Genomic DNA, 12,607 nt, shown 5'->3' with positions numbered 1-12,607 from the left:
GGGCGGCGTCACTGTAACGCGGGGATCTCTTGAGCGATGAACAACACGGGTGAGGAGTTGGACTCCTTCGTCGTTGCCGCAGCGCAAGGCGAGCGAGCCGCACTCTCCCGAGTATTGGAAATCATCCGTCCACTAGTCGTGCGGTACTGCCGCGCCCGAGTGGGGTCCGCCGAGCGTGGTCAGCTCTCTGCGGACGACGTCGCGCAGGAGGTCTGCTTGGCAGTCATGACCGCCTTGCCGCGCTACCAGGATCAAGGCAGACCATTCATGGCGTTCGTGTACGGCATCGCGGCACACAAGGTCGCAGACGCCCACCGAAGCGCATCACGTAACAAATCGGATCCGGCCGCCGAAGTACCAGATGTCGTGTCGACGGAACACGGACCGGAGCAGAGAGCTCTGGAGTCCGAGTCGAGTAGACAGATGATCGCCCTGCTGGACACTTTGCCGGCGAAGCATCGAGAGATTCTCGTGCTCCGCCTTGTCGTCGGACTATCGGCAGAGGAAACAGCAGCGGCAGTCGGTAGTACTGCAGGCGCCATCCGCGTTGCTCAACACCGAGCCATCGCGAAACTGAAGAACGAAGTTGTGAAAGCGGGTGAAATGTATGGCTAGGAACAACGGCCGCGATGGCATTCCCCGCATCGGTCGACCGGATCGGGCGCCGAATACTCCAGCCAGCAGCCCTCTCGGCGATCTGTCCGACACGGGAATGGTGGACATCGCGGCGGTACGTCGAGACGACGAGTTCATCGAAGCCATCCGTGGTGACGGTCCCGTCGCAACGGATAGCGCCAATGAGTATCAACTGGCTCTGTTGCTTGCGAACTGGCGCGCGGAAATACGTACACCCGCATTGCCCGCCGGCCCGGATCTGGACGAGGTTGCCGCCGCGGTAGATCAGGAAATCGCGGCAGCCGGGTTGCGGCGCAAGGCATCCGGCCGGTCGAGGCACGGTCTGCTCCGTCCGGTTGCCGGTGCTGCCGCGGCGATCGCGTTGGTGATGGGCGGGCTTGTCGTCTTCTCGTACAACTCGGCTCCAGGCGACGCGCTCTGGAGTGTCAAGTCCGTCGTGTTCTCGGAACAGGCTGATTCGACCGTCGCGCAGATCGATACGACGTCGAAGCTCGAAGAGGCGGAGCAGCTGATCGCCGCGGGCGACGTTGCGGGAGCCCAGGCCTTGCTCGATGGAGCATCGGCGACGTCTGGCGGCATTATCGACCAAGCTCAGCGCACCGATCTCGAGGTCTGGTTGCAGCGGCTGATGGAACAATTGCAGACGATCGTCCCGACGATTCCGCCTGTTCTGCTACCACAGCAACAAGTGGTCGTGCCGGACCCAGTGGCCCCCGAGATCCCCGCGGTTCCGGTGACGTCGGTGCCAGAAGTGCCCCCGCTGGTGAGCACCACGGCCGTCACGTTGCCACCGGTGACCAGCGATCCGGTGTCACCACCGCCGCCGACGGATGCCTCGGTCACGACGACAACCGATCCTGCAGCCTCGATCATGCGCGAGCCGAACTCGACGACGGCTACCGCCAGTGGGTCGACTGACGGCGGCACATCGCAGTCCGGGGTGGACACGCTCGACAACGGAGGCTGACGTACCCAGTTCTGCCGGCGGCCTCAGCAACGAAAAGGTGCCCTACACAAGTTGTGTAGGGCACCTCTTCGTTGCCACCGAAGCTCGTTTGTCGCCGAAGCGGCACTGAAACCTAGTTCTCGAACCCGTCGCCGTGAAGTGCGTCGTTCATCGACGCATCGGCATAGCCCCGGCAGTAGTCCCAGGTGACGTATGCGTCCGGAACCGGGTCGTATGCCGGCTCGTGAGGCCGCACGGTGCCGTCGACCAGTAGTTGGAGAAGATTGGCCCGGAGCATGTCCCAGTCGTGATAGTGGTCCTGCTGGCAGTCTTCGCAGCAGACGACGAGACCACGAATCCCGCGGTGTCCGAGAAGTGCCTCGTACACCGCCAGGTCTGCTAGGTCTTCCTCGACTGCAAGCCGCTCTTGCGGGTCGAGCGGTTGTCCGGGCTCGATCGCGTCGAGAGCGGCCGAAGGGTCGGCGGGGTCACCGGCGAATGGATCCGGCGGTAGACCTGGAGGCAATTGATCGCGCACACCTCCACGGTACGCAGGACTGGTGGGTCTGCGCCAGCCGTTCGTCGTCCGACACACCGACCCATCCGTATTCTTCGGTTGGTTCACGCGGGTTCGTGGACCCTTCGTGGTGCGCGTTCACGCTGGTTGATCTATAGGCGATACCATGGACAGAAGGCGTGCGGCCGAGCGAGCGCACGCGTCTTTGTTCTCCATCCGTTCTCGAACACACGCCTTTCTTCCGCATCGTTCGTGCGTCGAAGAGATGCACCCAGGCTCTAGGGAGGGCCAGAACCGCATGAGTAGTTCCGGAGCACATGTCCGTACCGGTGGCGACGACCCGAACAAGGTCGCCATGCTCGGTCTGACCTTCGACGATGTTCTGCTGTTGCCCGCCGCATCGGATCTCATTCCGAGTGCAGTGGACACCTCGAGCCAGATAACCCGCGAGATTCGGTTGCGAGTTCCACTCGTCAGCTCCGCGATGGACACCGTGACCGAAGCGCGGATGGCCATCGCAATGGCCCGCGCAGGTGGCATGGGTGTCCTGCACCGCAATTTGTCGCTGCAGGATCAGGCGTCTCAGGTCGAGACGGTGAAGCGATCCGAAGCAGGAATGGTCACAGACCCGGTCACCTGCAAGCCGACCGACACGCTCGCCGAGGTGGACGCCATGTGTGCCCGCTTCCGGATCTCAGGTCTTCCGGTCACCGACGAGACCGGCGCGCTCGTCGGCATCATCACCAATCGCGACATGCGTTTCGAGGTCGACCAGAACCGCCGCGTCGCCGACGTGATGACCAAGGCACCCCTTATCACCGCTCGGGAGGGCGTCACAGCCGAGGCTGCCCTCGGATTGCTGCGTCGCCACAAGATCGAGAAGCTGCCCATCGTCGACGGGCAGGGTGCACTCACCGGGCTCATCACCGTCAAGGACTTCGTCAAGACCGAACAGCACCCCGACGCCACCAAGGACCGCGACGGGCGTCTGCTGGTCGGTGCTGCGGTCGGTGTCGGTCAGGATGCGTGGGCACGGTCGATGGCGCTCACCGATGCAGGCGTCGACGTCCTCATCGTCGACACCGCGCACGGGCACAACTCGCAGGTCCTGGAGATGGTCAGCAAGCTCAAAGCCGAGGTGGGAGAACGAGTTCAGGTCGTCGGCGGCAACGTGGCGACTCGGGCCGGTGCGCTGGCACTCGTCGAGGCAGGTGCCGACGCCGTCAAGGTCGGCGTCGGTCCCGGCTCCATCTGCACCACTCGTGTCGTTGCCGGCGTCGGGGCACCCCAGATCACCGCGATCCTCGAAGCCGTCGCCGCGTGCAAGCCGCACGGTGTACCCGTGATCGCCGACGGTGGACTCCAGTTCTCCGGCGACATCGCCAAGGCGCTCGCAGCAGGAGCATCGACCGCGATGCTCGGCTCGCTGCTTGCAGGCACCGCCGAATCGCCTGGAGAACTGATTCTGGTGGGTGGCAAGCAGTTCAAGAGCTACCGAGGGATGGGTTCGCTCGGAGCGATGCAAGGACGCGGCGCTGCAAAGTCGTTCTCCAAGGACCGCTACTTCCAGGACGATGTGCTGGCCGAGGACAAACTCGTGCCCGAAGGAATCGAAGGACGCGTTCCCTACCGCGGACCACTGACCCAGGTGATCCATCAACTGACCGGCGGTTTGCGGGCGGCGATGGGCTATACCGGGGCCAACTCCATCGAGGATCTCCAGAATGCACAGTTCGTGCAGATCACCGCTGCGGGCCTGAAGGAAAGCCATCCGCACGACATCACAATGACGGCCGAAGCGCCCAACTATTCCACGCGCTGACCGGCTTTCGGCCTCGCACTTGAAGATCCACGACACTTCTCGAGAAAGGGGCGCGCGTGCGCGACCTCGTTGAAATCGGCATGGGCAGAGAAGCCCGGCGAACCTACCAGCTCGACGATATCGACATCGTGCCATCGCGCCGTACCCGGTCGTCGAAGGAAGTGTCCACCGCCTGGCAGCTCGACGCCTACCGATTCGACATCCCGGTCCTTGCCCATCCGACCGACGCGCTCGTATCGCCCGAGTTCGCGATCGAGCTGGGTAAGCACGGCGGTCTCGGTGTCATCAACGGTGAAGGGCTGTGGGCCCGGCATTCCGACGTCGAGGCAAAGATCGACGAGCTGGTCGCGATCGCCGAGAACGATTTCGAGGCCGACGCGCCCGTCGCGTTCCTCCAGAAGTTGCACGCGGCCCCGTTGCAGCCCGATCTGTTGGCAGCCGCAGTCGCCAAGGTACGGGCGTCGGGCGTAACCGTCGCCGTGCGCGTCAGTCCGCAGTCTGCAAGGAGCCTCACTCCGGCTCTCGTTGCCGCCGGCATCGACTTGCTTGTCATCGCGGGCACCATCATCTCCGCCGAGCACGTTGCGCACGGAAACGAGGAGCCGCTGAACCTCAAGACGTTCATCGCCGAACTCGACGTACCCGTCATCGCGGGCGGTGTCAGTGACCACCGCACTGCGTTGCACCTGATGCGGACAGGAGCCGCAGGTGTCATCGTCGGATACGGCTCGGTCGAGGGCGGCACCACGACCGGCGAAGTCCTCGGCATCGGCGTTCCGATGGCCACCGCCATTGCCGATGCCGCCGCGGCGCGTCGGGACTACTTGGACGAGACCGGTGGACGCTACGTCCACGTCATCGCCGACGGTGACATCACCACCTCCGGTGACCTCGCGAAGGCCATCGCCTGTGGTGCCGATGCCGCGGTACTCGGCGCACCGCTGGCTGCCGCTGCCGAGGCTCCCGGCCGCGGGTGGTACTGGCCGTCGGCAGCTGCGCATCCGTCCATGCCGCGAGGAGCGCTACTTCCTGTCGCGACCGAAGACCGTCCGAGCTTGGACCAGGTGCTGCACGGGCCGTCGAGTGAGCCGTACGGTTCGATCAACTTCGTGGGCGGATTGCGCCGCTCGATGGCGAAGTCCGGCTACTCCGACCTCAAGGAATTCCAGAAGGTGGGCCTGAACGTCAGAGCGTGATCTCTGCTTCGCTCGCGAAGGCGCGTACCCCGATCGGTCGGGGTACGCGCCTTTTCGGTGTGGTGTCGGCCCGCCGCGCAGGTTGCAGCGAGCGCGCAGGTTGCAGCGTGCGCCTGGGCTGGAAGGTGCGCGTTCGGCTCGTGGGGGGCGTGTGACGAACGGACTGAGCCTTGCCTCAGTTGGTGATACCCAGGGTTACAGCTAGACTTGTTGTGTCAGCTGTCACAAGGTTGTAGTCAGTGCGCGGTCTGCTGTCATCTATGGTGTGTTTCGAGTCACATCGAAGTGGGAGTGTGTGCCGCGCTGGCGAAGCCGGCTGCAGTACGTACGAGGCGGAGGTCACCATGAGTTCACAGACCCGGAGTTCACAGACTCGCACAACGGACTACGACGTTCTGATCGTCGGATCTGGATTCGGTGGAAGCGTGACGGCGCTACGCCTCGTCGAGAAGGGGTACAAGGTCGGCATCCTCGAAGCCGGACGGCGATACGAGGACAAGGACTTCGCGAAGACCAGCTGGGATCTCAAGCGATTCCTCTGGGCCCCCAAGCTCGGCTGTTTCGGTATCCAGCGCGTTCATCTTCTGCACGATTGCCTCATCCTCGCTGGTGCGGGCGTCGGCGGTGGCTCGCTGAACTACGCGAACACCCTTTACCAGCCGCCCGAGCCGTTCTTCAAGGACAAGCAGTGGGCCCACATCACCGACTGGAGCAGCGAGCTCACACCGTTCTACGACCAGGCGACCCGCATGCTCGGTGTGGTGCGAAATCCACACATGACGCCGTCCGATGTCGTCATGAAGTCCGTCGCCGAGGACATGGGCGTCGGCGACACGTTCATTCAGACGCCCGTCGGCGTGTTCTTCGGCGACGAGCCGGGCAAGAAGGTCGACGACCCGTACTTCGGCGGTGTCGGACCGGAGCGAACCGGTTGCATCGAATGCGGCGAGTGCATGACCGGCTGCCGACACGGCGCCAAGAACACGCTTCTCAAGAACTATCTCGCGCTCGCCGAACGGGCAGGCGCGGACATCATCCCGATGACCACGGTGAGTGGTCTTCGCGCACTGCCGGACGGCACATGGGACGTCGCGACCGAGCGGACCGGTGCGTGGGTGCGCAAGCATCCGAAGACCTACACAGCGGCCCATGTCGTGCTGGCCGCTGGCACCTGGGGCACGCAGAACCTGCTGCACAAGATGAAGGACGAGGGTGCACTGCCGCGGTTGTCCGACACGCTCGGCGAGCTGACCCGCACCAACTCCGAGTCGATCGTCGGCGCCGCGAAACTGAAGGTCGATCCCGAGATGGATCTGACCCGAGGCGTTGCGATCACTTCGTCGTTCCACCCGTCGCCTACCACTCACATCGAACCGGTCCGCTACGGCAAGGGTTCCAACGCGATGGGTCTGCTGCAGACGCTCATGACCGACGGCGGCGGGCGGATTCCGCGCTGGCTCAAATTCCTTATCGCCCTCGTCTCCCATCCACTCGATTTCGTGCGCGTGGTCAACACGAAGAACTGGAGCGAACGCACGATCATCGCTCTCGTCATGCAGAACCTCGACAATTCGATCACCACCTTCACCAAGCGCGGGCTGTTCGGTCGCAAGGTCTCGAGCAAGCAAGGCCACGGTGAACCGAACCCGACGTGGATTCCCGAGGGCAACGACGCAACCCGTCGCATCGCGAAGAAAATCGGCGGCGTCGCGGGCGGTACGTGGGGCGAGCTGTTCAACATTCCGCTCACTGCGCACTTCCTGGGAGGATGTGCCATTGCATCCGACGCAGAGCACGGCGTCATCGATCCGTATCACCGCGTCTACGGCTACCCGACGATGTTCGTCGTCGACGGCTCCGCGGTGTCGGCCAACCTCGGCGTCAATCCGTCGCTGACCATCAGTGCGCAGGCCGAGCGTTCGGCCGCACTGTGGCCGAACAAGGGTGAGCAGGACCTGCGTCCGCAGCAAGGTTCGACGTACGAGCGGATCGATCCGATCGCACCGAACAATCCTGTCGTGCCGGTCTCTGCGCCTGCTGCGCTGCGACTGCCGATCGTCGAGATCCGCAGCGCCAAGCCCGCGACCACCGGTGCTGCGTGATCGATGTGTGCTGCGTCTTCAGCAGGCATTCGGCCCTACTAGACTGACCCGGTGACCGAATCGCTTCAGCCCGACCCCGCCATGCCCCGGCCAGTTCTCGTCGTAGATTTCGGCGCTCAGTACGCACAGTTGATTGCGCGTCGTGTGCGTGAAGCCAACGTGTACTCCGAAGTGATCTCGCATACCGCGACGGTCGAGGAGATTGCCGCGAAGAACCCGATCGCACTGGTGCTGTCCGGCGGGCCGTCGAGCGTGTACGCCGAGGGTGCCCCCGAGCTCGACGCGAAGGTGTTCGACCTCGACATCCCGGTGTTCGGTATCTGCTACGGGTTCCAGGCGATGGCGCAGGCGCTCGGTGGAACGGTCGCGCACACCGGCACGCGGGAATACGGCCGCACTCAGCTGTCGGTGGACGGCGGCGTCTTGCACGACGGTCTGCCTGCGACGCAGCCGGTTTGGATGAGTCACGGGGACGCAGTCACCGACGCCCCGGAGGGATTCACCGTTACTGCGACGAGCGCGGGTGCGCCGGTCGCGGCGTTCGAGAACGCGGAGCGTCGACTCGCCGGTGTGCAGTACCACCCCGAGGTGATGCACTCCCCGCACGGGCAGCAGGTGTTGAGCCGGTTCCTGCACGAGACCGCAGGCATCAAGGCGGAGTGGACTGCCGCGAACATTGCGGACGCTCTGGTCGAGAAGATCCAAGAGCAGGTCGGCCCGACCGGGCAGGCGATCTGCGGACTGTCGGGTGGGGTGGATTCCGCGGTCGCGGCGGCTCTCGTGCAGCGTGCGATCGGTGATCGCCTGACATGTGTGTTCGTCGATCACGGACTCCTCCGTGAAGGCGAACGCGAGCAGGTCCAGCAGGATTTCGTCGCTGCGACGGGAGCCAAGCTGGTCACCGTCGACGCCGTCGATACGTTCCTCGGTGCTCTCGACGGAGTGTCGGATCCCGAGGAGAAACGCAAGATCATCGGTCGCGAGTTCATTCGGAGCTTCGAAGGGGCGGTCGCAGAAGTGCTGGGGGAGAACGCTACCCACGGCGCCGATGTCGAATTTCTGGTGCAGGGAACGCTCTACCCGGATGTGGTCGAATCCGGCGGCGGCTCCGGCACCGCAAACATCAAGAGCCACCACAACGTCGGCGGGCTGCCGGACGACTTGCAGTTCAAGCTCGTCGAACCACTGCGGACTCTGTTCAAGGACGAGGTTCGCGCGGTCGGACGTGAACTCGGTCTGCCCGAGGACATCGTCGGCCGGCAACCGTTCCCCGGTCCCGGTCTCGCGATTCGCATCGTCGGCGAGATCACGCGCGACCGTCTCGCGACATTGCGTCAGGCAGATTCGATCGTGCGTGAGGAGCTCACCGCAGCCGGACTGGACCAGCAGATCTGGCAGTGCCCGGTGGTCCTGCTTGCCGACGTCCGCAGTGTCGGTGTGCAGGGCGACGGTCGTACCTACGGCCACCCCATCGTGCTCCGGCCGGTATCGAGCGAGGATGCGATGACCGCGGACTGGACGCGGTTGCCGTACGACGTGCTGGAAACCATATCGACTCGGGTGACCAACGAGGTGTCGGAGGTCAACCGAGTCGTTCTCGACGTGACGAGCAAGCCGCCGGGCACCATCGAGTGGGAGTGAGCGAGAGCTCTACTTGCCCTTTCGGTTAGGGGCAATCAGTAGGGCCAGTCCGACGACGATGGCTACGACGACGAACACCCAGCGGAACTGGACGTCGCCGAGAGCCTCGAGCGCGGACGGCCCTATCAGGGCGCTGACGCTGACGATCAGTGCTGCCAACCCGACGAGGAACAGCAGCGCCGATGGGCGGGTCCGTGCCCTGTTCTGCTCGGGTGTGTCCTCGTCACTGTCTCCGTACTGCCACGTTTCAGCCACGAACAACCTCCAGGTTTCCGGCCCGGGCAGATCCATCGATCGTCAGGATCGGTGAATCTTCGGACGAATTTCCTTGTTGGACAATACCGCTGGGTCCGCACGACGCTTCGGCGGCGACCGCCTCGCAGTCGGTGACGATGTTCATCGATTCGGGTACCAGGATGGTGGCGTTGCCTGCGGCGACAGACACGGCGATCGTTGTGTCTTCGGTCAGGTCCAGTCCCCGAAGGTCGAGTTGTAGGTCACCCATTTGTACGGTGTAGCTCGATTGCAGTTCGGCGACGGTGGTCGGCGCGTGGACCTGCTGGCCTGCGTATTCGCCGTTGAACGAGATCGGCCCGACGATGGATGCGAGGACGACGAAGGCGAGCAGCGGTCCGGTCACGACCAGCAGGCCGTATCCCTTGCGCATGAACGCGCCGAGCAGCAGCCCGATGGCGACGACGGTGAGTCCGACCGCGGCGATGCGTGCCGGCGTCAACCATTCCGACCCCGTCGCGGCAGCGACTCCGCCGGTGATGGCGGTAGCGAGGAGGGCAAGTCCGATGAAGCTGGATGTCCACCGCGATCGCTTCTTCTTCTCGGCCACGTCGGGTTCGTGTACCGCGGTCGGCTCGGGGAGATCCCAGGCAAAGGGCGCGACGCCGAGCGGGTCCCACGACGGCGGTGTCGGTTCAGCGGGACGTGTCGATTCCGCGTTCGATTTGCTCAGATCCACCGTGGTCGGCTCGGCCTGCTCGTCGGGCGCCTTCGGCGGCGTCGGAACGTAACTCTTGGGCAACGTCGTGTACGGGGTGTACATGGGCGGGCTGTAGTTCGCGTTCCCTGCCGGGTAGTTCGGTGGTCGGTAGTTCGCTCCGGCCCACGGATTCGGGGTGTACGGGGTGTTGAACGAGATGGGAAATCCCTGCTGGGCGTACACCTGTGCACCACCGGGGAGGAACTCGGGAGGTTCGGGTCGTCGCTGATGCAGCAGCCACACGCCGGCCAGCAGGGCCAGCATGCTGATCACTCCCGATCCGCCGAGGCCGACCCCCACCGGGCCTATCGTCGACACGGCAATGACCAGCGCCACCACCAGAACGATCACCTTGGTGTTGGACTCGGAGCTGTGGCCCCTTCCCATCAAGGACTCTGCGGGCGATGCTGAGTCACCGGCCTTGCTGAACAACAGCCACGCCGCAAGGTAGAGGACTATGCCGGCGCCACCGAAGATGGTTCCGACGACCAAGGCGACTCGGATAAGGACCGGATCGACACCGTAGCGGTATCCGATGCCGGCTGCGACTCCCGCGACGTGGCCTCGCTGAGGCAACCGATACGGGCGAGTGCGCCACATCTGCTGTAGTTGTTCGGAGACGGTTGCGTTGCTCATGGATACCATCGTGGCGCTCGGCGCTCGCGAAAACATCAGGGATCGCCCTGATCTTGCTCCCGAGTCGGGACGAATTCCCGGGTGCAGGTCCGAGCCGAGAAGATCAGGGGAGACCCTGATGCACGAGGAGTCCGATTCGTGCCAGGATCGGAGACGTGCACCCTGTCGATCCACTGCCCTCGTCCACGGGCCCCGAACCGGTCGTGTTCCACCGGCGCGGCGGCGGACGCATCGTGGGCGGTGTAGCCGGGGGGCTGTCCGATCATCTCGGCGTCGACGTGTTCAAGGTGCGGGTCGCGTTCGTGTTGCTTGCGGTCATGGCAGGCGCCGGCATCTTCGCCTACGGGTTGTTGTGGATGTTCTCGCCCACGGGTTCAGACGTGGAGAGGCCGAGTGCTGCCGAGCGGCAACGGGCCCTCGGGCTGGCAGCGCTCGGACTGGGCCTTGCGACAGGTCTGGCCTGGCTGCTGGACGGGACGGCAGCGTCGGCGCTGGTGCCGATCGTCGTCGTCGTGGTCGGTGCGGCGTTGGTGTGGCGGGAGTTCGATTCCGACGGTCCGCGTTCGATCCTCGGGATGCCGAAGAAACCGACTGTGTTGAGTTGGGCTCGAGTCGTCGGCGGCGCGACTCTCATTGTGCTCGGCCTCGGCGTCGTGGTGCTGGCGCGCGTCGATATCGCCTCGGTCCGTTCGTCGTTGTTGGCCGTCATCGTCACCCTTATCGGTGCTGCTCTGCTGACGGTTCCGTTGTGGTTGCGGATGTGGCGCACCCTGAATTCCGAGCGCTCGGCTCGAATTCGCAACGAAGAGCGAGAGGAGATCGCCTCGCATCTCCACGATTCGGTGTTGCAGACGCTGGCGTTGATACAGAAGCAATCCGATCAACCACAGGAAGTGATGCGGCTGGCACGCGGCCAGGAACGCGAACTCCGTAAGTGGTTGTTCGAAGGTGGAGATCCCGACCACTCCTCACTTGCCGAAGCGCTCAAGACCATCGCGGGCGAGGTCGAGGATCAGCACGGAGTCACGGTCAGGCCTATTACGGTCGGTGACGTACAGCTGTCGGCGGACGGCTCCAGTTCGGGGCTGCAGCGTGAGCATTTCACCGCTCTGCTCGGCGCGACCCGTGAAGCGCTCGTCAACGCAGCGAAACACTCTGGTGAGACCAACATCGATTTGTTCGCCGAGACCGAACCGGACAAGGTGACGGTCTTCGTCCGAGACAGAGGAACCGGCTTCGACGAGAACCTGGTTCCGCTCGACAGGCAAGGCCTTACCCGATCGATTCGGGGAAGAATCGAACGCCGCGGAGGGGAGGTGTCGGTACGCTCGCAGGTAGGCAAAGGGACGGAGGTTCGAATCTTGATGCCCCGCACTGTCGTAGAAGATACTCATGCAGCACGTGTGAAGACCACCGAGCAACCGATACCGCAGGAGCAGCCAAGGTGACCGACACCTTCCGTGTCTTTCTCGTCGACGATCATGCAGTGTTCCGTTCCGGTGTACGAGCCGAACTCGGCCGTGAGAGCGACATCGAAGTGGTGGGGGAAGCAGGGGGTGTCGCCGATGCGGTAGCCGGAATTGCGGCGACGAAACCCGATGTCGTGCTGCTCGACGTGCACATGCCCGACGGAGGCGGCGTCGCGGTGCTCGGTCGGATCGGGGCCGGTCCGGTATGCCTCGCCCTGTCGGTGTCCGACGCCGCCGAGGACGTCATCGCCGTCATCCGCGCAGGCGCGCGTGGGTATGTCACCAAGACCATCTCCGGATCCGAACTGGCCGACGGTGTTCGACGCGTCGCCGGGGGAGACGCGGTGTTCTCGCCGCGTCTGGCAGGGTTCGTACTGGATTCGTTCACCGGGAAGTCGGCAGCGCCGGAACCCCCGCTCGACCCCGAGCTCGATTCGCTGACGCCTCGTGAGCTCGAGGTCCTGCGGCTGTTGGCACGTGGGTACACCTATCGTGAGATCGCCGAGGATCTGTTCATCTCGGTCAAGACCGTCGAAACCCACGCGTCGAACGTACTCAGGAAGACTCAGCAATCGAACCGGAATGCGCTGACCCGATGGGCGCACAATCGGCGTATCGATTGAGTGTCGTTCTTTCTCGATCGCGTTG

At 64.2% G+C, this 12,607-nt stretch carries 11 protein-coding genes; 8 read left to right on the top strand and 3 right to left on the bottom strand.

Annotated features, from left to right (window positions below; genetic code table 11):
* Positions 1-36 precede the first annotated feature (36 nt).
* Positions 37-615, top strand: a complete 579-nt coding sequence (locus tag ACODSO_RS13045; protein WP_068380444.1) for a sigma-70 family RNA polymerase sigma factor — start codon at positions 37-39, stop codon at positions 613-615.
* Positions 608-1,603, top strand: a complete 996-nt coding sequence (locus ACODSO_RS13040; RefSeq protein ID WP_489037290.1) for an anti-sigma-D factor RsdA — start codon at positions 608-610, stop codon at positions 1,601-1,603. The genes ACODSO_RS13045 and ACODSO_RS13040 overlap by 8 nt, the downstream gene beginning before the upstream one ends.
* 112 nt (positions 1,604-1,715) lie before the next feature.
* Here the strand turns inward: ACODSO_RS13040 and ACODSO_RS13035 are convergent, their stop codons facing one another.
* On the bottom strand, positions 1,716-2,120 hold the full coding sequence (locus ACODSO_RS13035) for a DUF5319 domain-containing protein (RefSeq protein WP_026347520.1): 405 nt from the start codon (positions 2,118-2,120) through the stop codon (positions 1,716-1,718).
* Positions 2,121-2,397: 277 nt separating this feature from the next.
* Between ACODSO_RS13035 and guaB the strand changes: the two genes are divergently transcribed.
* The 4 genes from guaB (at position 2,398) to guaA (ending at position 8,860) form a co-directional block, all read left to right on the top strand.
* Entirely contained in the window at positions 2,398-3,921 is a 1,524-nt protein-coding gene (guaB, locus tag ACODSO_RS13030) for an IMP dehydrogenase (RefSeq protein WP_197480989.1), read from the top strand.
* A 56-nt stretch (positions 3,922-3,977) separates the two neighbouring features.
* Positions 3,978-5,117, top strand: a complete 1,140-nt coding sequence (locus ACODSO_RS13025) for a GuaB3 family IMP dehydrogenase-related protein (RefSeq protein ID WP_068380447.1) — start codon at positions 3,978-3,980, stop codon at positions 5,115-5,117.
* 344 nt (positions 5,118-5,461) lie between these two features.
* Positions 5,462-7,219, top strand: a complete 1,758-nt coding sequence (locus tag ACODSO_RS13020) for a GMC oxidoreductase (protein ID WP_489037289.1) — start codon at positions 5,462-5,464, stop codon at positions 7,217-7,219.
* Positions 7,220-7,300: 81 nt separating this feature from the next.
* Positions 7,301-8,860, top strand: coding sequence for a glutamine-hydrolyzing GMP synthase (gene guaA, locus ACODSO_RS13015; protein WP_068380455.1), 1,560 nt, complete (start codon positions 7,301-7,303; stop codon positions 8,858-8,860).
* A 9-nt stretch (positions 8,861-8,869) separates the two neighbouring features.
* Here the strand turns inward: guaA and ACODSO_RS13010 are convergent, their stop codons facing one another.
* Entirely contained in the window at positions 8,870-9,115 is a 246-nt protein-coding gene (locus tag ACODSO_RS13010) for a hypothetical protein (RefSeq protein ID WP_489037288.1), read from the bottom strand.
* Positions 9,108-10,490 carry a PspC domain-containing protein gene (locus tag ACODSO_RS13005; protein ID WP_489037287.1) on the bottom strand — a complete coding sequence of 461 codons (1,383 nt, stop codon included), beginning with the start codon at positions 10,488-10,490 and terminating at the stop codon, positions 9,108-9,110. Before ACODSO_RS13005 ends, ACODSO_RS13010 begins: the two co-directional genes overlap by 8 nt.
* A gap of 155 nt (positions 10,491-10,645) precedes the next feature.
* On the opposite strand from ACODSO_RS13005, the gene ACODSO_RS13000 reads away from it, so the two are divergent.
* Together ACODSO_RS13000 and ACODSO_RS12995 are read left to right on the top strand one after the other, a co-directional pair.
* A complete protein-coding gene (locus ACODSO_RS13000) occupies positions 10,646-11,938 on the top strand; it encodes an ATP-binding protein (RefSeq protein ID WP_489037286.1) in 1,293 nt (430 codons plus the stop codon).
* Positions 11,935-12,582, top strand: a complete 648-nt coding sequence (locus tag ACODSO_RS12995) for a response regulator (RefSeq protein ID WP_338893156.1) — start codon at positions 11,935-11,937, stop codon at positions 12,580-12,582. Before ACODSO_RS13000 ends, ACODSO_RS12995 begins: the two co-directional genes overlap by 4 nt.
* The last annotated feature ends 25 nt before the right edge of the window (positions 12,583-12,607 follow it).

It is taken from the genome of Rhodococcus sp. FG69 (genome assembly GCF_057808915.1).
This window is presented reverse-complemented; position numbering and strand designations above follow the sequence as displayed.

Excerpts from the sequence above, each read along its gene's own strand:
- ACODSO_RS13045 (WP_068380444.1), top strand. The coding sequence starts at position 37 with ATGAACAACACGGGTGAGGAGTTGGACTCCTTCGTCGTTGCCGCAGCG.
- guaA (WP_068380455.1), top strand. The coding sequence starts at position 7,301 with ATGCCCCGGCCAGTTCTCGTCGTAGATTTCGGCGCTCAGTACGCACAG.
- ACODSO_RS13005 (WP_489037287.1), bottom strand. The coding sequence starts at position 10,490 with ATGAGCAACGCAACCGTCTCCGAACAACTACAGCAGATGTGGCGCACT.
- ACODSO_RS13020 (WP_489037289.1), top strand. The coding sequence starts at position 5,462 with ATGAGTTCACAGACCCGGAGTTCACAGACTCGCACAACGGACTACGAC.
- guaB (WP_197480989.1), top strand. The coding sequence starts at position 2,398 with ATGAGTAGTTCCGGAGCACATGTCCGTACCGGTGGCGACGACCCGAAC.
- ACODSO_RS13040 (WP_489037290.1), top strand. The coding sequence starts at position 608 with ATGGCTAGGAACAACGGCCGCGATGGCATTCCCCGCATCGGTCGACCG.